Origin of the sequence: Actinomadura logoneensis, from assembly GCF_003428695.1 — a bacterium.
Classification (GTDB): Bacteria; Actinomycetota; Actinomycetes; order Streptosporangiales; family Streptosporangiaceae; genus Spirillospora; species Spirillospora logoneensis.
The window spans coordinates 16,025-36,443 of record NZ_QURH01000316.1 but is presented as its reverse complement, the minus strand read 5'-3'; the positions used below and the strand labels follow the sequence as shown (position 1 = coordinate 36,443).

Genomic DNA, 20,419 nt, shown 5'->3' with positions numbered 1-20,419 from the left:
GCACACCATGTCTTCTGTCCCCAAGGTCTTCGTCGCCGGTGCCACCGGGCTGCTCGGCGGCCGGATCGTCCGGGCGCTTCTCGACCGGGGAGCCCCCGTCCGGGCCCTCGTGCGGCCAGGAACCGACGAGGAGAAGAGGAACGCCCTGACCGCTCTGCGGGCCGACGGCCTGGAGGTGGTCGAGGGCGACATCAGCGACCCGGCCGAGCGGCTGGCCGAGGCCGTCGGCGATGCCGCGGCCGTGGTCTCGGCCGTCCAGGGCGGTCCCGAGGTGATCGTGGACGGCCAGGTCAACCTGGTGCGCGCCGCGGAGAAGGCGGGGGCGCGGCGGTTCGTCCCGTCCGACTTCGCGGTGGACGTGACCAAGATCGATGACGGCGACAACTTCATGATGGACTGGCGCCGCCGGGCCGCCGCCGCGTACGCGGACTCCCCGCTCGAAGTGGTCTCGGTGCTCAACGGCGCCTTCTACGAGGTGATGACCGGGTTCATGGGGCTCGTCGACTGGGAGCAGGGCACCCTGTCCCACTGGGGGGACCCCGACCAGCCGATCGACATCACCTCGGTGGCCGACACCGCCGCCTACACCGCCGCCGCCGTCCTCGACCCGGACGCCACCGGGACGCTGCGGTTCGCCGGTGAGGTCACCTCGATGCGCCGGTTCCACGAGGACGTGCAGCGCGGTTCCGGCCGCACCCTGCGCCTGCGCCACCTGGGCAGCGCCGACGACCTGCGCGCGGAGATCGCCCGCCAGGCGTCGCTCACGTCCAACCCGTTCGACTACGTGGCGCTGCAGTACCAGTGGTGCATGGTGAGCGGGAAGGCCAAGTTCGACACCCTGGACAACGCGCGGTACCCGGAGGTCACGCCCCAGTCGCTGGCCGACTTCGTCCGCGCGACCACGTCCGCGAGCTGACCGGAGGTGACAGGGCCGGGCGGACGCGTACTCCCGCGTCCGCCCGGCTCCTCCGCGTGGCGACGGGCCGTTTACCTCGTCCCGCCGTACGCGGACTGCCCGCCATCGGCCTGCGGGCGTGCCGGCGCTGTGGACCTCAGCCGGATCGCTTGGCTGCCGCTTCGGCCTGGAGGGCCTGGATGAGCGTGGCGACGTGCGGGTGGTCGCGGCGGCGGTCGATCGTGGCCACGCCGATGTGGCGCGTGGGAGCCGGCGGCCTGATCGGGACGGTGCGCAGGCCCGGCACCCGCGGCGCCAGCGCGATGGCGGGGATCAGGGATATGCCCATCCCCGCCCCGACCAGGGAGCGGGCGAAGAAGTAGTCGGTGGTGGTGCCGCGCACCTGCGGGTCGAAGCCGGCGCCCTCGGCGTAGCGGCGGAGGAACGCCTCGGTCTTGAGGCAGCCCAGCACCCAGGGCTCGTCCGCGAGCTCGGCGAGGTCGAGGTCGTCGCGGTCGGCGAGGAGGTGGTCCTCGCGCAGGACGACGTGGAGGGGGTCGTCCAGGAGCGGCGTCCACCGGAGGGTCCGGCCGTGCCGGCCGGGCACGGGGCCGTCGAAGGAGTAGGCGAGGGCGAGGTCCACGGCGCCCTGGCGGACCAGGGGCAGCCCGGTCTCGGGCTCGTGCTCCTTGACGTGCAGGACGGTGTCGGGATGGGCCGCCGTGAGCCGCTGCAGCGCGCCCGGGAGGAGCAGCCTGCCGCCGCTGGTGAAGGTGGCGATGGTGAGCTGGGTCCGTCCGGTGCCGAGGCGGTCGACCCGCCGCCTCGCGTGTTCCAGCTCGGCGGTGACCGACTCGGCCGCGTTGAACATGATCTGCCCGGCCGGGGTGAGGACGACCCCGCGCGTGCTGCGGGTGACGACCTGGGTGCCGAGGCTGCGTTCGAGGGCCGCCACGTGCTGGGACACGGCCGAGGGCGTGAGGCGAAGGGCGGTGGCCGCCCGGTTGAAGCTCCCGTGTTCCGCCACCGCCCGCAGGACGCGGAGCCGCTGCACATCGATCAACGGTTTTCCTTAACACCCGTCCAGCAGATCATCACTTCTGCTGGCGACTCTAGGCCTCCAGGATAGGGGCATGCAACGAACGATCTGCGTCATCGGCGGAAGCCGCTACTTCGGCAAGCTGCTGGTCACGCGCCTGCGCGACGCCGGCCACCGGGTCACCGTGGTCAACCGGGGCTCCGTCCGGCCGCCCGCCGGGGTCGAGCACCTCGTCGCCGACCGCGACGACGAGGCGGCTCTGACCGCCGCGCTCGGCACCCGCACGTTCGACGTGGTCGTGGACCAGGTCTGCTACACGCCGGTGCAGGCGGCCATCGCCGTCCGCGCGTTCACGGGCCGCACCCGCCGCTACGTCATGACCTCCACGATCGAGGTCTACAACCCGGCGACCGCCGCTCTCGCGGACGTCCCGGTGGGCACCCCGGTGCCCGAGGACGCGGTGGACCTCGCCGCCTGGCCGGTCTCGACGGACCTGCCGTGGCACGACGCCGCGTACCGGGAGGCGCAGTACGCCGAGGGCAAGCGCCAGGCCGAGGCCGTCTTCACCCGGACCGCCCCGTTCGCGTTCGCCTCCGTGCGCACCGCCCACGTGCTCGGTGGCGGCGCGCAGGAGTTCACCGGACGACTCGCGCACTATGTCCGGCGCATCATCCTGGGCGAGGAGATCGCCGTGCACGCCGGGGCCCTGCCCTCGGTCTTCGTCCACCACGAGGAAATGGCGGACCTGCTGCTGTGGGCGGCGACGGCGACCGACTTCACCGGCCCGCTCAACGCCTGCTCCGACGGCGCGCTCGACGTGCGCGAGCTGAGCGCGATCGTCGCCGCCCAGGTCGGACGGCAGCCCGTGTTCCGGACCGTCGCGCCGGGAGAGGCCGCTTCGCCGTTCTCCTTCGACCGCCACTACGCCATGGGCAACGCGCGTGCCAAGGCCCTCGGCTTCTCCTTCTCCCGGACAACCGACTGGTTGCCTGCCGCCGTCGCCGAAACCGCTGCCGCCGTCACCACCGTCTGAGAACAGGGCCACCATGCAGTACCGCCGCATCGGAAACGTCACCGTCAGCGCCATCGGCCTGGGCGCCATGCCGCTCTCCATCGAGAACCGTCCGGACGAGCGGCGCGCCATCGCCACCCTCCACGCCGCTCTGGACGCCGGCGTCACGCTGATCGACACCGCCGACAGCTACCACTGGCACGCCGGTGAGACGGGGCACAACGAACTCCTCATCGCCCGTGCGCTGGCGAGCCACGGCGGCGACACCTCGGACGTCCTGGTGGCGACCAAGGGCGGTCGCGGCCGTCCCGGCGACGGCGGCTGGACCGTCAACGGCGCCCCGGACCACCTGAAGCGCGCCGCCGAGGCGTCCGCCGAGCGGCTGGGCGTCGAGGCGATCGGCCTGTACCAGCTGCACAAGCCGGACCCCGACGTCCCGTGGGCGGAGTCGGTCGGGGCGCTGCGCGAGCTGCTCGACGCCGGGACGATCCGCGCCGCGGGGATCTCGAACGTGTCGGTCGACCAGATCCGCGAAGCCCAGGCGATCCTCGGGCACGGGCTCGTCTCGGTGCAGAACCGCTACTCCCCCGCCGTCCGCGACAGCGAGCCCGAGCTGCGGCTGAGCGCCGAGCTGGGGCTGGCGTTCCTGCCGTGGAGCCCGCTCGGCGGCATCTCCCGCAGTTCCCTCGACTCCCGCAGTTCCCTCGACGGCCCGTCCGGCGCGACCTCCGCGAACACCGCCTTCCACCAGGTGGCCGCCGAGCACGGTGTCAGCCCGCAGCAGGTCGTCCTGGCGTGGCTGCTGGCCCGCTCCCCGGTGGTGGTGCCGGTGCCGGGAGCCAGCCGTCCGGCCTCGATCCAGGACTCGGCGCGGGCCGTCCGGGTCAGGCTGAGCGCGGACGAGCTGGCCCGGCTCGACTCGGCCCTGCCGGGCTGACATGGGAAGGTCGCCCGGCGGTGGTGGAGGGGCGACCGCGTGGGGAGCGCGTTCCCGCCCCGGCGGCCGGGCCGCCGATTATTCTTCGCGGATGGCGATCACCACAGAGGTAGCAGACGCGGAACTGGCCGTCGCGGCGGCGCTCGCGGGGGCCACGGTCGTCCGCGAGATGTACGGGAAGCCCCTGGAGCGGATCGACAAGGGCGCCGGGGACTTCGCGACGGCCGCCGACGTGGCCGCGGAGAAGGCCATCCTGGACATGATCCGCGCGGCCAGGCCCGGTGACGCGCTGCTGGGCGAGGAGAGCGGACGCGAGGGCGCCGCCGACGCCGAGCGCACATGGCTGACCGACCCCTTGTGCGGGACGCTGAACTACGCGGCCCGCAGCATGCTGGTCGCGGTCAACGTCGCCCTGCGCACGCGCGACGGTCTCACGGCGGCGGCCTCCGCCGACCCGTTCAACGACGAGGTGTTCTGGACGGACGGGGAGCACGCCCACGTCCGCCACGACGGCGTCGACTCCAAGCTCGTGCCGTCGTCCGCGTCGGGGCTGGTGGACGTCAACCTCGATCCACCGTTCCCGAACGCGCCGCGGTTCCTCGCGGCGCGGCTGCTCGCCGACCCGGCGTTCATGGAGGCGTTCCGTCCGCGCGTCCTGTCCACCACGCTCGCCGTGGCCTGGGTCGCCGCCGGACGGCGGGCGGCCTACGTCACCGACGGCCATCTGCGGGACAGCGTGCACTTCGCCGCCGGGATCGCGGTGTGCCGCGCCGCCGGCTGCGTGGTCACCGACCTTGGGGGCGGGCCGCTGCACGACGGCGCGGGAGGGCTGATCGTCGCGGCCGACCACGAGACCCACGGCACGCTGCTGGGCATGGTCGGCCGCCAGGCAACGGCCGGTCGGTCCGCTCCGTAAGCCGCTCAGAGGCCGTCCTCAATCCCGCCGCTGATCGTTTTCAGGGTCGAGGACGACCACGACCGTCGCCGACATCCTGGGCCGTCCACCGCGTTCACTGCGGAAGTTCCTTGACGCGGACGAGCGGCGAACCGCCTGAGTCGGCGCGGGTCACTCCGTGCAACCGCCTGAGTCGGCGCGGGTCACTCCGTGCCGTCGGCGTCGGGTCCGGCGGTGTGGTCGGGCAGGTGCCGGGCCGTGGGAGGCGGGGCTTCGTCCGGCGTCCGTGCCTGCTGGTCGCGGGCGGGGTTGCCGCGTTCGAGCAGGTGGCCGCTGAGCTGCAGCGCCAGGTCGGTGACGACGCCCACCGCGGTGAGCGCCGCGCCCAGGGCGTAGCCGCCGACCAGGACCAGCACGGCGACGAAGGCCAGCATGGAGCCCAGCAGGACGACCGTGGTGATGATCGCGAAACGGGTCGATGGCGGTGGGGCGTCTCCTCGCGCACTCATTGGGATTCACCTCTCAGCGGTGTGTCGGTGGTGGACGGGTGCGGGGTCGGCTCGGGTGAGGAGCCCGGGGCCTCGCCGGTGAACCCGAGTTCGTCGGCGAGGATGAGGAACATCGCGTGCGACCACAGCAAGGGGGACGCGACCGGTCCCCACTTCTGGATCCACTGCAGGCGGTATTCGGGGTGCAGAAGGTGGTCCGGGACCTGCTCCGGCAGGTCGCCTCGGGCGTCGGCCTGGTCGGCGACCCAGTGGAGTTGCCGCCACGCCTTCTCGCGGGATCCGATGCGGGCGTAGTGCCAGCCGAGCAGGGCCGCCAGCAGGGGCCATTCGCCTCCGCCGTAGAAGGTGTCGGCGGCGTAGCGGTGCACTCCCCCGTGGGCGATGGTCTCCTCGACGGCTCGCAGCGTGCTCTCCGCGATGTCCCCCTCGGCGGGGACGAGCGCGAACGGGGTGAGGCAGGCGATGAGGCTGGCGTCCACGGCGCGACCGCCCAGCCATTTCGTCAGGTGCCCCTCGGCGATTCCCTCGCGCTGGACGACCTGCTGGATCTGGTCGCACACCGTCGAGCAGGTGCGGGCGAGTTCGGTGTCGAGCAGGCCGAGACGCAAGGCGCTTCGGAGACCGGCGTGAATGGCCGCCAGCGTGGAGGTATGGCGCTCTTCCGGATGCTCTTCCCACCAGTCGTAGCAGGGACGGTCCCAGAACCGGGCGAGATACCGAACGGTGAGAACGACGGCCTTCTGCCAGCGGCGGGGATCGCTCTGGTGACGGCGGGCGTGCTCACCGACCGTCCACAGCCACATGCCGTAGCCATCGAGTTGGAAGTCCCACCACTGCTCGTCGGATGTGTCGGCGTCGGTTCCGTCCAGGCGGTAGCGCGTCGGAAGGAACGCGCTCCTGGGGATCGTTTCTCCGGCGTCCGCCGCTCGGAGAAGGCTTCCGATCCGGTCCTCGCGGGCGGTGATGACCGCCGCGCACCAGTCGTGGAAGGCGGCGGCGCTGTCGGCCTGTCCCACTCTGCTCATGGATTCGGCGATGAAGGATCCGTCGCGGAGCCAGGAGTAGCGGTACACCGGATAGGCGGGGCAGGCGGGATAGGCCCCGCTCGCCGCCTGCCCCGCGAGGATCACCTCCAGGCTGCGCGCGTAGACCTTGGCCAGGACGCCGGTGTCGGAGGGACGGTCGCGCATCGCGGTCCTTTCGTCGAGGTCACGGGCGGCGGATTCCGGTCCGCCTTAGTCGTCGGCGTTGACAGCCCCGGCCAGCCGGGCGCGGATATGGGCGGAGGCTCTGCCGTAGTCGTGCACCGCCGCCAGGGGGACGGCGAGCACCAGCGCCGCCGCGCCCCGCGCCCATCCGAAGTCGTCCAGGGATTCGGCGATGATGTGCGTGCGGCGCATCATTCCGAACAGGTGGGCGCGCATGGCCCGCTGGAACTCCGCCTGCCAGTGCCGCCAGCACGCGACGCCCTCGCCCGTGATCAGCAGAACTCCGGGGTTGAGGACGTTGACGAGGCCGGCGACATTCCTGCCCAGCAGTTCTCCCGCTTCCGCGAAGATCTCGCGGGCGCCGGTTCCGCCTTGGTCGGCCTGGGCCGCGAGTTCGTCATATCCCGCGTTACGGGAAAGCACTTTGCGGGCGCGTGCGGTCGCGACCAGACCGGCTTCTCCGATCAGCGTTTCGAGGCAGCCGGTATTGCCGCATTCGCAGAGGCGGTCGCCGTTCGGGACCGGCCAGTGGCCGAATTCGCCCGCGCCGCCCCGCGCCCCCCGGTAGAGCCGTCCGTCGAGCAGCATCGCCAGGCCTATTCCGCGCCCGATGGTCACCACCAGGAACGTGGAGAACTCCTGGCCGCGTCCGTAGAGGCGTTCGGCGACCGCGACCGTGTTCACGTCGTTGTCGACCAGGGCGGGCAGGCCGAAGGCCCGTTCCAGGGCCGTCCCCAGGCGGACGCCGAACCAGCCGAGCATCGGGGAGTCGACCGCGCCCCCGTCCGCCAGGTCGACGCCGCCGGGCAGGCCGACGCCGATTCCGAGCAGCCGCCGCCGAGCGCCCTGCGCGTGCGGGGCGAGGCCCTCGACCAGGCGCTGGACGGCGTCCGGCTCGCGGCCCTCGTAGGGGAAGGCGAACGAGTCGGCGATCTCCCCGTCCAGTCCGACGAGCACTCCGGTGACGCGGTCGGCGGTCACCTTGATCCCGAGGGCCTGGCCGCCGTCGGACGCCAGGCCGAGCAGGCGGGCGGGACGGCCGCCCTCGGACGGCACCGACTGCATCTCGCGGACGAGCCCTCGGGCGATCAGCTCCCGGGTCGCCTTGGTCACGGTCGCCGCGCTCACGCCGAGCCGTCGCGCCAGTTCGGCGCGCCCGAGCGGCCCCGACTTCCCCAGCAGGGCCAGGACGGCGCTCTGGCTCAGATCTCCCGGCGGAACAGTGGAACGCATCGCACAAGCCTTACGTTCAGGCTTCCTTTATCTGGAAAGTAAGTCCGTCTCAGCCCGGCGTCAAGAGGGCGTCGCGAGATCATTAGCTCTCATAAGATTCCACGTGTCTGAGAGAGGCAGCCCGCTCACTGGCAGGGTTTTGCGTCCATAGCCGAATGCGAGGCGGCGCGGGAGGACGGAAGTTGCCAAAGTTCGGCCGGCCCGTTCCAAGAAGCGAATCAAACAGGGCGGCCGGTCTTCGCAGCGGGTTCGGAACCGGGATATAACCACCGCAGCGTCCCGTTCGTCCCCCGCCTCCCAGGAGCCCCGCCATGCGCTCTTTCCGCACGCTCACCTCGGCCGTCGTCTCCGCCGCCCTCGCGGCGGCGGCGCTGACCGCCGTCGCCCCGGCCGCCTCCGCCGCGCCCGCCGACGGCCCCGAACGCCACTGGCTCGGTTCGCAGATCGCCAAGCACGAGCACGTCCGGCGTGCGCCCGTCCAGCCTGCGCTCACCGTCACCCAGACGCCCGGCCTCGACGTGAGCGGCTGGCAGGGCAACGTGAACTGGTCGTCGGTGGCCGCCAACGGCGCGAAGTTCGCCTACGTCAAGGCCACCGAGTCCACCAGCTACACCAACCCGTACTTCGCCCAGCAGTACAACGGGTCCTACAACGTCGGCCTCATCCGGGGCGCGTACCACTTCGCGGTGCCCAACAACTCGTCCGGCGCCACGCAGGCGGACTACTTCGTCAACCACGGAGGCGGCTGGTCGGCCGACGGCCGCACCCTGCCGGGCCTGCTCGACATGGAGTGGAACCCGTACGGCGCGGCGTGCTACGGCCTCTCGCAGACCGCGATGGTGAGCTGGATCCTGTCGTTCAGCGACCGCTACCACGCGCGCACCGGCCGCTACCCGGCCATCTACACCTCGACGAGCTGGTGGTCGCAGTGCACCGGCAACCGCGGGGCGTTCGCCTCCACCAACCCGCTGATGATCGCCAACTACAGCGGCACGCCGGGGACGATGCCCTACAACTGGACGTACCAGACCATCTGGCAGTGGTCCGACAGCGGCGTCTTCCCCGGCGACCAGGACTACTTCAACGGCGACCTGAGCCGCCTGCAGGTCTTCGCCCGAAGCTGACCGTCCGAAGCCGACCGTCCGAAGCCGACCGCTCGGCCGGGCACCGGACGTGCGGTGCGTTCCCTCGGCACGCCGAAGCAGACGCACCGCACGCCCGACGGCCGCACCGCACGCCGGAGCAGGCGCGCCGCGCCTCCCGTCTCAGGGCTGGATGCGGCCGTTCACATAGACCCAGGCGTCGTCATGGCGGACGAAGCGGCTCACCTCGTGGAGCCGGCCGCGCCGCCCGTCCTGGACGTAGTGTGCCCGGAACTCCACGACGCCCCGGGTGTCGCCGGCCGTGCCGTCCGCCGTCCGGACGATCTCCAGCCGCTCCCACCGCAGCCCCGGCTCGAAGTCCAGGCTCTCGGGACGCGTCGCCGGGTGCCAGGTGCGCAGGAGGTAGTCCGCATCCAGCACCGCGAAGGCGCTGAACCGCGACCGCATCAACCGCTCGGCCGTCTCGGCCCGCTCCTCCCCACGGTGCAGCCGACCGCAGCAGTCGCGGTACGGAAGGGGCAGCCCGCAGGGGCACGGCTCGGATCGGCGTTTGGGCATGTCCCTATTCTCGCCGTTGCGGTCGGGCCCTCCGCACGGGCCTCAGTCTCTCCCCTGCCAGCGGGCCACGAGATGGCCGTGTTTTATGCGGCCCACCACGCGAACGCGCAGAGTCTCCGGCACGTTGTCCCCCGGGGCCCGGTCGATCGACACGGCGCTGTGCCGGGCCGAGAGCTCGTTGGCGTCCACCTCCATGCCCGGCGCCAGCAGCAGCTCGATCGCGCCGCCGCTCACCTTCAGCTCGATGACCAGCTCGGACGCGCCGCGCACCGCGCTGGTGAGGTCCAGCAGGACACCCGACCAGGCCGTGCGCACCTCCAAACGGCGCGGCAGCGTCCACGGGCCCTCGCGGCGCACCGAGCCGTGCCGCTCACGGATGGTGAGCCGGTCGGGGACCGGGACGGCCGGCGGCGACACCGCCGGAGATGCGCCCAGGTCGGCGGTGAGCGCGGACAGCGCCTCCATCGTGCGGGCCGTCAGCGCGGCGGTCAGCCGCTCGTCGAACTCCGCCGGGTCGAGACGGCCGTCGGACACCGCGCCGCGCAGCACATCGATGGTCCGGTCGCGGTCCGCGTCGGACGCGCGCAGGGAGGGCGGGTTCTCCGGCGCGCTCATTCGCAGAACACCTGGACCGTGGCGTCGGGGTCGTCGATGTCCACCTCGACCTCGCCCAGCTGCTCGATGAGGTCTTCGAGATGCTGCGGCTTGAGCTCGGTGAGGTCGATCGGCACGCCCGACCTGTCCAGGGCCGCGTTGGCCTTGACGAGCGCCGGCGTGGGGATGAGGCTCGCGAGCCGGACGCCGGCGCGCAGCAACTGCAGCGGGATCCGGATGTTGATCCGGACCGGTTCGTCGCCGCCCATGCCGTCCGTCGCGTTCACCAGCACCCGCAGGTACTTCGGCCGGGGGGCCGGCTGCGGCCCGTCCGCCGGCGGGGACGCGGGCCGCTCCCGCTCCAGGGCCGCGATCAGCCGCTCCGCCTCGTCCGGAGTGATCGTGCCCTCGGCCAGCATCCGCAGGATCTGGCGACGCTGCTCGTTCATCGCTGCCCTTCTCTCCGACTCGTCCGACGCCGACTCGCCCGACGCCGCCCGTCCGTGCGACGCCGCCCGTCCGCCGCCGGCCGCGGGGCCATCAGCGCTTCTCCAGCTCGGCCAGCGCCTGCTCGACGTCGATCTCGCCGCGCCGCAGGCGCTCGATGACGTCGGCGCCGGTGGGCGCGGGGTCGCTGTCGACGAAGTCGAGCTGCTCGGCGATCCGGTTCAGCCGGGACTTGACCGTCGGGTAGCTGATCCCGAAGATGCGCTCCATCTCCTTGATCGAGCCGTGCGCCCGGACGAACGCGGCGACGAACACCTGGTCGTTGACGCTGAGCTGGGCCAGCTGCGGCGGCTCGAACCGCCCCTCGACCACCACCCCGCTGTCGGCCAGCCGGACCCGTTCCACCACGAACGGCCGTCCGTGCGTCAGGTCCGTCAGCTCCTGCCACTCCACCCCTCGGCCCCCCTCGCTCGGCGCGCGCCACCGACCGTCCAGATCTAGCTTAGGTTTCTTAACCCGTCAATGTGTGCAGCTTGATTCTTCTGATTTCGGCCTTAACATCCGCAGCGGGACGGGAGGAGACGTTCGTAGTCCGGCTGCCGGGTCAGCGGCCGGTCGTCCCGCGGGCCCGATGCGGGGCCGACCAGGCCGGATCTGCGGGGACGCGGCGGCGGGCGGTCGTGGGCCGCGTCCTACACTCACTGGAATGGATCTTGATGAAGCGGTGCGGCTGTGGGAGCCGGAACCGGGGTGGCTGAACAGCGCGAGCCACGGCATCCCGCCGAAGCCCGCGTTCGACGCGTTGCAGGACGCGCTGGCCGAGTGGCGGCACGGCGTCACCGGCTGGGCCAAGTGGGACCGTTCCACCGATCGCGCCCGCGCCGCGTTCGCGCGCCTGGTCGGCGTCCCGGCCGAGGACGTCGCCGTGGGCGCCTCCGCTTCGCAGCTGCTCGCCCCGGTCGCCGCCTCGCTGCCGCAGGGCTCGCGCGTCGTGGTCCCCGACATCGAGCAGACGTCGAACCTGTTCCCCTGGCTCGTCCAGGACCTCGACGTGCGGACCGTCCCGCCGGCGGACCTGCCCGGCGCGATCGACGCGGACACGGACGCGGTCGCCTTCAGCCTGGTGCAGTCCGCGACGGGCGAGGTCGCCGCCGCGGACGAGGTCGTCGCGGCGGCCAGGGCGCACGGGGCGCTGGTCGTCGCCGACGCCACCCAGGCGGTCGGCTGGCTCCCGGTGGACGCGGCGCCGTTCGACGTCCTCGTCGTGTCGGCGTACAAGTGGCTGATGTGCCCGCGCGGCACCGCCTTCGGCTACTTCAGCCCGGACGTGCGCGACCGCGTCCGGCCGGTGAACGCCAACTGGTACGCCGGTGAGGGCGACGCCTCCTACGGCCCGCCGCTGCGGCTGGCGAAGGACTCCCGGCGCTTCGACATCGCCGTCCCGTGGTTCTCCTACGTCGCGGCGGCGCCCACGCTGGAACTGCTCCTGGACATCGGCATCGGCCAGGTCCACGAGCACGACGTCCGGATGGCCGACCACTTCCGCGCCGGGCTCGGCATGCCGCCGGGCGACAGCGCGATCGTGACCGTCGCGCGTCCGGGCGCGGCGGAACGCTTGGAGGCCGCCGGCATCCGCGCGTCCGTCCGCAAGGGCGCCGTCCGGCTCGCCTTCCACCTCTACACGACCGAATCCGACGTGGACACCGCCATCGCGGCGCTGCTCTAGGCGTCCTGCCGGAGGGGACGCCGTGTCGCGGCGTCCTGAAACCGGACGGGCCGCGCCGGGGAGGCGCGGCCCGGTCGGAATGGACTTGGTCAGATCTTGCGGTTGCCCCCGGCGTCCTTGATGCCCGCGGGGCGGCAGTTGCCGAACTTCGGCGGGCTGCCCTTGCCGCCGGACAGGACCTTCACCTGCTTGGACACGTTGAAGCGGTACTTGTTGCCCTTGAAGACGTTGCCCCTGCCGCACCTCTCCTGTCCGTAGGGCGGGAGAGCTGCCCACTCGCTGAGCAGTGCGTACCTGCCCGAGTGGGTCATGGTGTTGCCGTCCACCGTGTTGTAGTTGCTGGCGTCGCGGAGGCGGACGGGGTCGCCGGTGACGTAGGAGAACGTGTTCTTGGTGATGCGGACGTGGGACGTCCGGACCAGGTAGACGCCGTGCATGTTCCCCGCGTTGCTGAGCCTGGTGAACACGTTGCGGCTGATGCTGATGCCGGTGGAGTCCTGGATGTGGACGCCCGCGTACCCCTTGGGGCCCCGCAGGTTCTTGAAGGTGTTCCCCGTGATGGTGATGTTCCGGGAGCCCTTGATGAAGATGCCGTTCTGGGCGTTCGAGAACGTCCGTCCGCTGATCTGCTTGCCGCTCTGGTTGTAGAGGCAGATCTTGTAGACGCCCCTCTGGGCGCCCTTGCACTGGTAGGCGGCGGCGTCCGCGACACCGGGAACGGCCAGGAGCGCGCCCCCGGTGAGGGCGGCGGTCACGGGCAGGAGGAGTCGACGCATCAGGTCCGTCCTGTGGAGGGGTGTGAGTCGCGGATGATCTTACGGAGATCAACTTCACCGGACCTGTCCGGAACCGGCCGCCCCACCGCGGCCGGGCCGGGCCGGCCGAGGGAGAGACGGGGGTCGGGCATCACGGTGAAGGTGAAGTCCGTGCTCGTCGGACGGCTGAGCGTGGTCTCGCTCTTGGTCCGGCGCAGCACCTCGTTCCGGCTGAGGCCGAGCCCGTCCGCGATGAGGCGGTCCGGGCGCACCGGTACCGGGTCCTCGAAGCGGACGTCCACCTGGACCGGCCACGGCTCGTCCGTCCAGGCCGACCGGACGTCCAGCCGCCAGGCGCCCGTCCAGTCGAGGGTGAAGCGGTTGCGGTGGGCGAGGCGCGGATCCAGCAGTCTGGCCGCGACCAGCTCCGGATCGTTGACGCGGTAGCCGTGGAGGTCGTCCGGATCGATGGACCTGACCGGCATGCGTTCGTGGACGGTGAGCTTGGCGGTCCGGTCGCAGGCGACACAGCGGACCAGCAGCCACACGTCCAGCAGCTTGCCATTGGCGTTGACGCGGAACCTGCCGTCGCCGGTGGTGGCCGACCCGGTCCGGCAGTGCGCACACCGCAGCGACAGCAGGGGCAGTCTGGTCCGGCGGACGATCCAGGGCAGCACGATATGAGGTTGTGAGGACATGAGCTCTCTAGACCTGACACGAGGCCGATTACGCGCGGCCTCGAACGCTGAACGACCGGGCGCGCGTGAAGAAGGCAGCCCGGCAGGACCGGCGGTGACGCCGGTTACAGGTGAGCGGAGAAGGTGTCAGGTCTAAAGAGCAGGCGGGGTCACGCGGGTCTGTCCTCTGTTCTGACTGCGATGGCCGCGGGCAATCTACGGCAACCCGCTCGGAGAACCCAACGGGTTTTCCGAGCGGCGTTTCGTCGGCGCTGCTCGCGGCCCCTCGGCGCGTTTCCGTAAGGCTGCGAGCAGCGCGACGCGGACGGTCAACCGCGTCCGAGGACGCAGAACTCGTTGCCCTCCAGGTCGGAGAGGACCGTCCACGGGACCTCGCCCTGGCCGATGTCGGCGCCGGTGGCCCCGAGCGCCGTCAGCCTGGCGACCTCGGCGGGCTTGTCGTCCACGGGGTCGGGCAGCAGGTCGAGGTGGACGCGGTGCTTCACCGCCTCCACGGCGGGCGTGCGGACGAACTCCAGATAGGGCCCGACTCCCTTGGACGAACGCATCACCGCGCGGTCGTCGGTCACCTCGTGCAGCGTCCAGTCGATCGCCTGGTCCCAGAACGCGGCCATGGCGCGGGGATCGGCGCACTCGACCACCACCGCGGCGATCGGGCCGGTGTCCCCGTAGATGTCCCGGGGCTCCAGGACGCAGAAGACGTTGCCTTCGGGATCGGCGAGGACCGTCCACGGGACGTCACCCTGGCCGATGTCCGCGGGCGTCGCGCCGAGTTCCTGCAAACGGGCCACGAACTCCGCGTGATGGGCCGCGGAGGTGGTCGCGAGATGAAGGTGGACGCGGTACTTCACCGTCTCGGGGTCGGGAACGGAGACGACGTCGATGCAGACGGCACTAGGGTCCGGCCAGTCGAAGCCGATGGGTTCGATGTTCGTCACGCCAGGGCCTTCGCTGGAAACGCCCCAACCGAGCGCGTCCGCCCAGAACCGGCCCACAGCCGCGTCATCACGAGCTTTGATATTCACCTGAACAGGTCGCAACGCCATGCCGCCAAACCCTACAAGCCCAGGCTCCGCCGCCGCCTTCCTGTGCGTGGCGGACGGCGACCAGGGCGGCGCTCGCGGCGGGCGTCAGGTATGCGACAGGCCAGGTCAGGGGGCCGTGCTCTCGGCGAAGTCGGAGATGAGCCGCCAGACCGTGGCGGGTTGTTCCTCCTGGGAGAAGTGTCCGGCATCGCGCACCGTCGCGGTGGCCAGGTTCCGCACTCCGGCGTCGCGGAAGCCGCGGGCGTAGGCGTCGATGTCGCCGCCTTCGTGGTCGCCGCGAAGGTAGAGGAGCGGGGTGCCGGTGTCGCCCGCCTTGGCGGACGCGGCGTTGTCCCGGGCGTCCTGGGGGAAGGCCCGGTACAGGTCGAAGCCTGCCGTGAGCGCTTCGCGGCTGCCGTAGGCCGCCGCGTGGGCCGCACGGTTCTCGGCGGAGACGCGGGACGGGTCCGCGGACAGCACGTTGTAGAAGTAGTCGAAGTACTCGGCCTGGCGTCCGTGGACCAGGGTCTCGGGAAGGTCCGGGACGCCGTGCAGGCCGAAGTGCCAGATGTAGGGGTTGCGCAGTACCTCGTCCCACGGATCGACGCCGGGGATGACCGTGTTCATGACGACGACGCGGTCGACGTCCTCGAAGCGGCGCAGATAGGCGTAGGCGGCCATGCCTCCGGCGTCGTGGCCGACCAGCGTGGTGCCGGTGAGGCCCAGCCGCTCCACCAGGGCGTGGACGGTCTCGGCCAGGCGCAGCTTCGACCCGGCCTCGACCGCTCCCCCGGACGCGCCGATACCGGGCAGGTCGATCGCGATGACGCGGGCGTCGGGACGGTCGGCGTCCGCGGCGGTCATCACGCCCAGCCAGGTCCGCCACGACTCGGGCCAGCCGTGCAGGAACAGGAACGGCGGCCCGTCGGACGCGCCGGACTCCGCGACGTGCAGAACGAGATCGCCGATCGGGACGTTGGAGTGCCGCACCTCAATGGCCATAAGGCATGTCTACCGCCGCGACGGCCGCGCGCAACATCCCGCTAGACGCTGAGCGGCGTCCGTGGGGCGGGCGTGCCCGGGTAGACCCAGATGACGCAGTCGTGCCAGGTGTCGCGTGCGGGGTCCTCGTGCGCCCAGTCGCGGCAGTGCCGGGGGACGTGCGCCTCGAACCGGTAGCCGATGCGTTCGGCGAGCCGGAGCGAGGGCTCGTTGTCGGGGTAGATCTCCAGCCAGACCCGGGGGACGCCGAGTTCTTCGTACGTCCACGCGCTCGCGGCGAGGACGGCCTGCGAGGCGATGCCCTTGCCGCGCTCCCCGGGGCGGAGCCAGTACGCGAGCTCCATGCTCCCTGGGTTCTCCGGGATCAGCCCGACCGCGCCGAGCAGCCGTCCGCCGTGGACGATGCCGAGGCTGAACTGGCCTCCGGCTGCGGGATCCCAGTCGGCCATGGCCGCGCGCGCGTCGTCGGCGGAGTAGGGCCCCAGGTGAGGGCCCCACAACGACCGTCCCGGCTCGCCGCTCGTGGCTTCGACCACCAGGGCGGCGTCGGCCGCGTCCAGCGTGCGGAGCCGCAGGTCCCCGTCTCCCAGCCTCTGGTCCAGGGACCGCATCGAGGGCTCCTTCGTCCGGTCGCCGAGCCCGGCGCGTCCCGGAGACGGCGCGGACCTGGCACTGTAGTTGGCGTTCACACTCACGCGGCCTACTATGCGGGCAGAGAGGTAGGTGGTCAAGTGCGTTATGTCGCCTACATTGGCAACATGGCCAGGCTGGCCGTCGAACTGGTCAACGGCGACGACCCCAGTGACCTGCGACGGGAGTTCTTCGAGCAGCACCGCGTGGCGGAACCCGGCGACGACGCGCTCGCGGAACTCGTCCCGCTGCTGCGTGACGCGGTCGCGGCCGTGGCGGACGCGGGGTCCATCGATCCCGTCAACCTGCTTCTGGAGAGGTTCCCGCCGGTGATGACGGTCAGCACGCACGACGACGCCGGGGGGCCGCACCTGCACTTCGCCCGCGACGGGGAGGAGCCCACGGCCTGGCTCGGCCGCAGCTGCGCCGCCGCGCTCGCGCACGTGATCTGCGGCGATCCCGACGTCGCGGTGGGCCGCTGCCAGGCGGACGGCTGCGAGCGCTTCTACGTGGACGACTCGCGCAACCGCAGCCGACGGTTCTGCTCCAACACGTGCGCCAGCCGGACGACCGTCGCCGCCTACCGCGCCCGCCGCAGGTCCGCGGCGCGATGACCGTGCCGTGCCGCCGACCTCGCGCGCCCGGCGGTGGCGGCGCGCCGCCGGGTCCGTCCGGCGGCGCTAGTCCTCGTCCGAGGTCTCCTCGGTCCGGGTGTACAGGACCTCGCGTCCCTGGTCGGCGGCGCGGAGGAGCGCCTCGCTGACGAAGTCGAGGAAGCGGGCGGCGTTCTCCAGGCGGTTGGCCGCCGGGGTGCCCGGGCCGAGGATCTGGACGCCCTGCTTCGCGGTCTCGATGAACTGGTCGTTGGTGCGGGCGCTGCGGACCATGGACTGGTACCAGAGGTCGTCGTCCACGACGTACCGTTCGCGGCGGCGGTCGTCGCGCTCCCGCCGGACCAGGTCCAGGCCCTCCAGGAAGGTGATGGCCTTGGAGATGGACGCCGGGCTGACCTGCAGCCGCTGGGCGAGGTCGGCGGCGGTGAGGCTGCCGGAGTCGGTGGTGTAGAGGCAGCCCAGCACCCGGGCCATCATCTTGGGCAGGCCCGAGACCATGAAGGTGGTGGTCAGGGCCTCCTGGTAGTCGCGCACGGCCTCGGCGTCGCGTCCGTACGGCTGCTGGGTGACCTGGGCTCCGCGGGGCGCGCTCTGCCCGCGCCGGTGCGTGCGCTGCTGGGTGGCGCGGTGGGCCAGGTCGGCGCGGTAGCCGGTGGGGCCGCCGTTCCGGGAGACCTCGCGCGTGATCGTGGAGGTCGGCCGGTCGAGGCGGCGGGCGATCTCGGCGTAGGCCAGACCGTCGGCCAGACCGATCGCGATCTGCTGCCGCTCCTGCTGGGTGAGCCTGCCTCCCGGCATCGCGACCCCTCTCCTGCCCGCGCGGACCCGACGGCCCGCCCGCTGTCGCCCGAACCGCGCAGAGCATAGCGTCCACGCTCCCTTGATTGCAACGAGAGGGAGGGGCGGCGTTGCGTTAAACCTCGGGCCGTTGCAATGATTATTCGGCCTTCACCTGCAAAAATGCTGCTCACACGGAGAGCATTGCTTGCTGAAATATTGAAAGCAACGTAGCCTTTCCGGTGCCAGAAACAGCCGGCCGCGCCGCGGCAAGGGAGGGCACGATGCACACGTTCGACACTCCGGCCCCGATCTCCGCCGTCCTCGACCTCCCGGCGGGACGCGTGCAGCTCATCGCCGCGGACCGCTCCGACACCGTGGTGGAGGTCCTGCCCGCCAAGGCGTCGAAGGGACGCGACGTGAAGGCCGCCGAGCAGACCACGGTCGAGTACGCCGACGGCGTCCTGCGGATCGGGACGCCGGTGAAGAACCAGTACTTCGGACCGTCCGGTGCCGTCGAGGTCACGGTCAAGCTGCCCGCCGGATCCCGCGTCGAGGCCAGGGCGTCCGCCACCGAGCTGCGAGGCGTGGGACGCCTCGGCGATGTCGCCTTCGAGGGCGCCTATCGCCGGATCAAGCTGGACGAGACGGCCGCCCTCCGGCTCACCGCGGTCGACGGGGACGTCGAGGTCGGACGGCTCGGCGGCGCGGCGGAGATCAGCACGACGCGGGGCGACATCACCGTCGCCGAGGCGAAGGGCGGCAAGGTCGTGCTGAGCACCCAGAGCGGCGACATCACGATCGCCGCCGCCGCGGGCGTCTCCGCCTCCCTGGACGCCGAAACCTCCTACGGCCGCGTCAGCAACGCCCTGAAGAACGACGGCGCCCCCGAGCTGGAGATCCACGCCACCACGTCCAGCGGCGACATCACCGCCCGCAGCCTGTGAAGGGCCCCACCGGCATGGCCGGGCCGGGGCGTGGACCGGCACGGCTCGAGCCGGGCGGACGCCGGGAGGCGGAGCCCGATCCTGGTCTCGCGGTCAGGGCAGGGGGTGCGCGCCGGCCGTCTCGTCGGACTCGACGAGCGGACGCAGCGACGCCTGGATCTGCTCGTCCGTCGGGACGACATCAACGGTGTTCCCGGCGAGATGGCTCTCGTAGGCCGTCAGGTCGAGGAGCCCGTGCCCGCTGAGGCTGAACAGGACCACCCGTTCGGCGCCGTCCTCGCGGGCCTTCACCGCCTCGTCGATCGCCGCGGCCACCGCGTGGGCCGACTCGGGCGCGGGGACGACCCCCTCCGCCCTGGCGAACGCGGCCCCGCACTCGAAGACCCGGCTCTGACTGTAGGACGCCGCCTCCACCAGCCCGTTGTCGTACATCGCGCTGACGATCGGGGCGGCCCCGTGGTACCGCAGCCCGCCGGCATGGATGTGGTAGGCCGTGAACGTGTGCCCCAGCGTGTACATCCTGACCATGGGCGTCACGCCGGAGTAGTCGGTGTGGTCCATGAGGTACCGGCCCCTGGTCATCTTGGGGCAGGCGTCGGGCTCGACGGCCAGGAACCTCGTGGAGGCGCTCCTCTCCCGCGCCGCGCGGTAGAAGGGGAAGGAGATCCCGGCGAAGTTGCTGCCCGCGCCCATCGCGCCGATCACCACGTCGGGGAACTCGCCGGCCGTCTCCATCTGCAGGAGCGCTTCCTCACCGATGACCGTCTGGTGCAGCAGGACGTGGTTCTCGCCGCTGCCGATCGAGAACCGCGCCCGGTCGCGGCGGGCCGCGTACTCGATCGCCTCGGCGTTGGCGATCCCGAGACTGCCCGGCGAGTCGGGGTCGGCGGCCAGGGCGGCGCGCCCCACCTCGGTCTCGGTGCTGGGGCTCTCGATGACCCGGGCGCCGTGCAGGCGCATCAGCGTGCCGCGGTAGGGCTTCTGGCGGTGGCTCGAGCGCACCATGAACACCGTGCACTCCATGCCGTACGGGTGGCACGCCATCGACAGCGCGGTGCCCCACTGGCCGGCGCCGGTCCCCGTCACCATCTCCTTCACGCCGGACCGGGCGTAGTAGTACGCCTGCGCCAGCGCGGTGTTGATCTTGTGGCTGCCGGACGGGCTCGTCCCCTCGTACTTGAAGTACAGGTGCGCGGGGGTGTCGAGCTCCCGCTCCAGCCGGGTCGCGCGGTACAGCGGCGTCGGCCGCCAGCGCCGGTACTCCTCCCGGACGGGCTCGGGGATCTCCACGAACCGGCTCCGGCCGATGCTCGGCCGGTACATCGAGAGGGGCAGCTGGGGGTTCAGCGTCCGGGGGCGCCCCTCCCGCGGCGGCGCCGGGCGGGGCGGCGGGACCTCGAAGGGCAGGTCCGCGAGGACGTTGTACCAGTGCGTGGGCACCCGGTCCGTTTCCAGGTGGAATACCTGGCGCATGTTATTCGTCAACGCCCTTCGCCTCGACGGCCCGCCGGATCATTTCCACGAGGCTGCCGACGTCGCTCAACTCCGCCGACATCACGTCCTCGTCGTCGATCTCGATGTCGAATCTCTTCTCGATCCGCACGAGGATGTGCAGCAGGCTGAGCGAGTCGAGTCCCACGACCGGGGAGTAGAGCGAGACCGAATCGTCGAGCAGCGAACGGTCGACGCCCAATTCGAGCACGCCGATCATAATGTCCTTGATCTCCGCCGCCGGATCCAGGTTCTTGGCACGATCCACAGCATGCACCTCTTCTGCGGGCTTCGTCGCGGGAAATTTCCTTGCGAAGTGGGAGG

At 71.6% G+C, this 20,419-nt stretch carries 23 protein-coding genes and 1 pseudogene; 8 read left to right on the top strand and 16 right to left on the bottom strand.

The window, feature by feature from the left end; all coding sequences use genetic code 11:
- Positions 1–7 precede the first annotated feature (7 nt).
- Positions 8–916, top strand: coding sequence for an NmrA family NAD(P)-binding protein (locus DZF91_RS19785; RefSeq protein ID WP_117358943.1), 909 nt, complete (start codon positions 8–10; stop codon positions 914–916).
- Positions 917–1,052: 136 nt separating this feature from the next.
- On the opposite strand, the gene DZF91_RS19780 is transcribed toward DZF91_RS19785, so the two are convergent.
- On the bottom strand, positions 1,053–1,949 hold the full coding sequence (locus tag DZF91_RS19780) for a LysR family transcriptional regulator (protein WP_235834428.1): 897 nt from the start codon (positions 1,947–1,949) through the stop codon (positions 1,053–1,055).
- A gap of 79 nt (positions 1,950–2,028) precedes the next feature.
- On the opposite strand from DZF91_RS19780, the gene DZF91_RS19775 reads away from it, so the two are divergent.
- From DZF91_RS19775 to DZF91_RS19765, 3 genes are all read left to right on the top strand, one after another.
- Positions 2,029–2,967: an NAD-dependent epimerase/dehydratase family protein gene (locus DZF91_RS19775; RefSeq protein WP_117358941.1), complete on the top strand. Its 939-nt coding sequence runs from the start codon at positions 2,029–2,031 to the stop codon at positions 2,965–2,967.
- A 13-nt stretch (positions 2,968–2,980) separates the two neighbouring features.
- The gene (locus DZF91_RS19770; protein ID WP_117358940.1) at positions 2,981–3,883 is read left to right on the top strand and encodes an aldo/keto reductase; all 903 of its coding nucleotides are present in this window, start codon (positions 2,981–2,983) and stop codon (positions 3,881–3,883) included.
- A gap of 91 nt (positions 3,884–3,974) precedes the next feature.
- Positions 3,975–4,799, top strand: a complete 825-nt coding sequence (locus DZF91_RS19765; protein WP_117358939.1) for an inositol monophosphatase family protein — start codon at positions 3,975–3,977, stop codon at positions 4,797–4,799.
- A gap of 182 nt (positions 4,800–4,981) precedes the next feature.
- On the opposite strand, the gene DZF91_RS19760 is transcribed toward DZF91_RS19765, so the two are convergent.
- Genes DZF91_RS19760 through DZF91_RS19750 form a run of 3 tightly spaced genes read right to left on the bottom strand, consistent with a single transcriptional unit; the run spans position 4,982 to position 7,728 of the window.
- Positions 4,982–5,287 carry a hypothetical protein gene (locus DZF91_RS19760; protein ID WP_117358938.1) on the bottom strand — a complete coding sequence of 102 codons (306 nt, stop codon included), beginning with the start codon at positions 5,285–5,287 and terminating at the stop codon, positions 4,982–4,984.
- Positions 5,284–6,477 carry a glycoside hydrolase family 15 protein gene (locus DZF91_RS19755; protein ID WP_117358937.1) on the bottom strand — a complete coding sequence of 398 codons (1,194 nt, stop codon included), beginning with the start codon at positions 6,475–6,477 and terminating at the stop codon, positions 5,284–5,286. Before DZF91_RS19755 ends, DZF91_RS19760 begins: the two co-directional genes overlap by 4 nt.
- A 45-nt stretch (positions 6,478–6,522) precedes the next feature.
- A complete protein-coding gene (locus DZF91_RS19750) occupies positions 6,523–7,728 on the bottom strand; it encodes an ROK family transcriptional regulator (RefSeq protein WP_117358936.1) in 1,206 nt (401 codons plus the stop codon).
- 311 nt (positions 7,729–8,039) lie between these two features.
- On the opposite strand from DZF91_RS19750, the gene DZF91_RS19745 reads away from it, so the two are divergent.
- Complete coding sequence (locus DZF91_RS19745; RefSeq protein ID WP_117358935.1) at positions 8,040–8,852, top strand: lysozyme; 813 nt, start codon at positions 8,040–8,042, stop codon at positions 8,850–8,852.
- Between the two features lie 141 nt (positions 8,853–8,993).
- On the opposite strand, the gene DZF91_RS19740 is transcribed toward DZF91_RS19745, so the two are convergent.
- The 4 genes from DZF91_RS19740 to DZF91_RS19725 all read right to left on the bottom strand — a co-directional run bounded on the left by DZF91_RS19740 (position 8,994) and on the right by DZF91_RS19725 (position 10,883).
- Positions 8,994–9,389, bottom strand: coding sequence for a YchJ family protein (locus DZF91_RS19740; RefSeq protein WP_117358934.1), 396 nt, complete (start codon positions 9,387–9,389; stop codon positions 8,994–8,996).
- Between the two features lie 42 nt (positions 9,390–9,431).
- Positions 9,432–10,004 (bottom strand): DUF1707 SHOCT-like domain-containing protein, encoded by a 573-nt coding sequence (locus DZF91_RS19735; RefSeq protein WP_117358933.1) that lies wholly within the window; start codon positions 10,002–10,004, stop codon positions 9,432–9,434.
- Positions 10,001–10,432: an SHOCT-like domain-containing protein gene (locus DZF91_RS19730; RefSeq protein WP_117358932.1), complete on the bottom strand. Its 432-nt coding sequence runs from the start codon at positions 10,430–10,432 to the stop codon at positions 10,001–10,003. The genes DZF91_RS19735 and DZF91_RS19730 overlap by 4 nt, the downstream gene beginning before the upstream one ends.
- A 91-nt stretch (positions 10,433–10,523) precedes the next feature.
- Entirely contained in the window at positions 10,524–10,883 is a 360-nt protein-coding gene (locus tag DZF91_RS19725; protein WP_117358931.1) for a DUF2089 domain-containing protein, read from the bottom strand.
- Between the two features lie 253 nt (positions 10,884–11,136).
- Here DZF91_RS19725 and DZF91_RS19720 point away from each other — a divergent pair, with 253 nt between their 5' ends.
- Positions 11,137–12,156 (top strand): aminotransferase class V-fold PLP-dependent enzyme, encoded by a 1,020-nt coding sequence (locus DZF91_RS19720; protein ID WP_117358930.1) that lies wholly within the window; start codon positions 11,137–11,139, stop codon positions 12,154–12,156.
- A gap of 89 nt (positions 12,157–12,245) precedes the next feature.
- Here the strand turns inward: DZF91_RS19720 and DZF91_RS19715 are convergent, their stop codons facing one another.
- The 5 genes and pseudogenes from DZF91_RS19715 to DZF91_RS19695 all read right to left on the bottom strand — a co-directional run bounded on the left by DZF91_RS19715 (position 12,246) and on the right by DZF91_RS19695 (position 16,247).
- Entirely contained in the window at positions 12,246–12,932 is a 687-nt protein-coding gene (locus tag DZF91_RS19715; RefSeq protein WP_117358929.1) for a right-handed parallel beta-helix repeat-containing protein, read from the bottom strand.
- Between the two features lie 125 nt (positions 12,933–13,057).
- Positions 13,058–13,609, bottom strand: a pseudogene (locus DZF91_RS19710) (DUF1062 domain-containing protein); the annotation flags it as partial.
- Between the two features lie 308 nt (positions 13,610–13,917).
- The gene (locus DZF91_RS19705) at positions 13,918–14,655 is read right to left on the bottom strand and encodes a VOC family protein (protein ID WP_117358927.1); all 738 of its coding nucleotides are present in this window, start codon (positions 14,653–14,655) and stop codon (positions 13,918–13,920) included.
- A gap of 105 nt (positions 14,656–14,760) precedes the next feature.
- Positions 14,761–15,636, bottom strand: coding sequence for an alpha/beta fold hydrolase (locus DZF91_RS19700; RefSeq protein WP_117358926.1), 876 nt, complete (start codon positions 15,634–15,636; stop codon positions 14,761–14,763).
- 41 nt (positions 15,637–15,677) lie between these two features.
- Positions 15,678–16,247: a GNAT family N-acetyltransferase gene (locus DZF91_RS19695; RefSeq protein WP_117358925.1), complete on the bottom strand. Its 570-nt coding sequence runs from the start codon at positions 16,245–16,247 to the stop codon at positions 15,678–15,680.
- Between the two features lie 147 nt (positions 16,248–16,394).
- Here DZF91_RS19695 and DZF91_RS19690 point away from each other — a divergent pair, with 147 nt between their 5' ends.
- The gene (locus DZF91_RS19690) at positions 16,395–16,880 is read left to right on the top strand and encodes a CGNR zinc finger domain-containing protein (protein ID WP_117358924.1); all 486 of its coding nucleotides are present in this window, start codon (positions 16,395–16,397) and stop codon (positions 16,878–16,880) included.
- A gap of 66 nt (positions 16,881–16,946) precedes the next feature.
- Here the strand turns inward: DZF91_RS19690 and DZF91_RS19685 are convergent, their stop codons facing one another.
- Positions 16,947–17,678: a GbsR/MarR family transcriptional regulator gene (locus DZF91_RS19685; protein ID WP_117358923.1), complete on the bottom strand. Its 732-nt coding sequence runs from the start codon at positions 17,676–17,678 to the stop codon at positions 16,947–16,949.
- Positions 17,679–17,941: 263 nt separating this feature from the next.
- Here DZF91_RS19685 and DZF91_RS19680 point away from each other — a divergent pair, with 263 nt between their 5' ends.
- Positions 17,942–18,604: a DUF4097 family beta strand repeat-containing protein gene (locus DZF91_RS19680; RefSeq protein ID WP_117358922.1), complete on the top strand. Its 663-nt coding sequence runs from the start codon at positions 17,942–17,944 to the stop codon at positions 18,602–18,604.
- Between the two features lie 93 nt (positions 18,605–18,697).
- Here the strand turns inward: DZF91_RS19680 and DZF91_RS19675 are convergent, their stop codons facing one another.
- Both DZF91_RS19675 and DZF91_RS19670 read right to left on the bottom strand, forming a co-directional pair.
- Entirely contained in the window at positions 18,698–20,077 is a 1,380-nt protein-coding gene (locus DZF91_RS19675; RefSeq protein WP_117358921.1) for a TrpB-like pyridoxal phosphate-dependent enzyme, read from the bottom strand.
- 1 nt (position 20,078) lies between these two features.
- Entirely contained in the window at positions 20,079–20,363 is a 285-nt protein-coding gene (locus DZF91_RS19670; protein ID WP_199486741.1) for an acyl carrier protein, read from the bottom strand.
- Positions 20,364–20,419: the final 56 nt, after the last annotated feature.

Excerpts from the sequence above, each read along its gene's own strand:
- DZF91_RS19785 (WP_117358943.1), top strand. The coding sequence starts at position 8 with ATGTCTTCTGTCCCCAAGGTCTTCGTCGCCGGTGCCACCGGGCTGCTC.
- DZF91_RS19775 (WP_117358941.1), top strand. The coding sequence starts at position 2,029 with ATGCAACGAACGATCTGCGTCATCGGCGGAAGCCGCTACTTCGGCAAG.
- DZF91_RS19770 (WP_117358940.1), top strand. The coding sequence starts at position 2,981 with ATGCAGTACCGCCGCATCGGAAACGTCACCGTCAGCGCCATCGGCCTG.
- DZF91_RS19765 (WP_117358939.1), top strand. The coding sequence starts at position 3,975 with ATGGCGATCACCACAGAGGTAGCAGACGCGGAACTGGCCGTCGCGGCG.
- DZF91_RS19760 (WP_117358938.1), bottom strand. The coding sequence starts at position 5,287 with ATGAGTGCGCGAGGAGACGCCCCACCGCCATCGACCCGTTTCGCGATC.
- DZF91_RS19755 (WP_117358937.1), bottom strand. The coding sequence starts at position 6,477 with ATGCGCGACCGTCCCTCCGACACCGGCGTCCTGGCCAAGGTCTACGCG.
- DZF91_RS19750 (WP_117358936.1), bottom strand. The coding sequence starts at position 7,728 with ATGCGTTCCACTGTTCCGCCGGGAGATCTGAGCCAGAGCGCCGTCCTG.
- DZF91_RS19745 (WP_117358935.1), top strand. The coding sequence starts at position 8,040 with ATGCGCTCTTTCCGCACGCTCACCTCGGCCGTCGTCTCCGCCGCCCTC.
- DZF91_RS19740 (WP_117358934.1), bottom strand. The coding sequence starts at position 9,389 with ATGCCCAAACGCCGATCCGAGCCGTGCCCCTGCGGGCTGCCCCTTCCG.
- DZF91_RS19735 (WP_117358933.1), bottom strand. The coding sequence starts at position 10,004 with ATGAGCGCGCCGGAGAACCCGCCCTCCCTGCGCGCGTCCGACGCGGAC.
- DZF91_RS19730 (WP_117358932.1), bottom strand. The coding sequence starts at position 10,432 with ATGAACGAGCAGCGTCGCCAGATCCTGCGGATGCTGGCCGAGGGCACG.
- DZF91_RS19720 (WP_117358930.1), top strand. The coding sequence starts at position 11,137 with ATGGATCTTGATGAAGCGGTGCGGCTGTGGGAGCCGGAACCGGGGTGG.
- DZF91_RS19715 (WP_117358929.1), bottom strand. The coding sequence starts at position 12,932 with ATGCGTCGACTCCTCCTGCCCGTGACCGCCGCCCTCACCGGGGGCGCG.
- DZF91_RS19705 (WP_117358927.1), bottom strand. The coding sequence starts at position 14,655 with ATGGCGTTGCGACCTGTTCAGGTGAATATCAAAGCTCGTGATGACGCG.
- DZF91_RS19700 (WP_117358926.1), bottom strand. The coding sequence starts at position 15,636 with ATGGCCATTGAGGTGCGGCACTCCAACGTCCCGATCGGCGATCTCGTT.
- DZF91_RS19695 (WP_117358925.1), bottom strand. The coding sequence starts at position 16,247 with ATGCGGTCCCTGGACCAGAGGCTGGGAGACGGGGACCTGCGGCTCCGC.
- DZF91_RS19690 (WP_117358924.1), top strand. The coding sequence starts at position 16,395 with ATGGCCAGGCTGGCCGTCGAACTGGTCAACGGCGACGACCCCAGTGAC.
- DZF91_RS19685 (WP_117358923.1), bottom strand. The coding sequence starts at position 17,678 with ATGCCGGGAGGCAGGCTCACCCAGCAGGAGCGGCAGCAGATCGCGATC.
- DZF91_RS19680 (WP_117358922.1), top strand. The coding sequence starts at position 17,942 with ATGCACACGTTCGACACTCCGGCCCCGATCTCCGCCGTCCTCGACCTC.
- DZF91_RS19675 (WP_117358921.1), bottom strand. The coding sequence starts at position 20,077 with ATGCGCCAGGTATTCCACCTGGAAACGGACCGGGTGCCCACGCACTGG.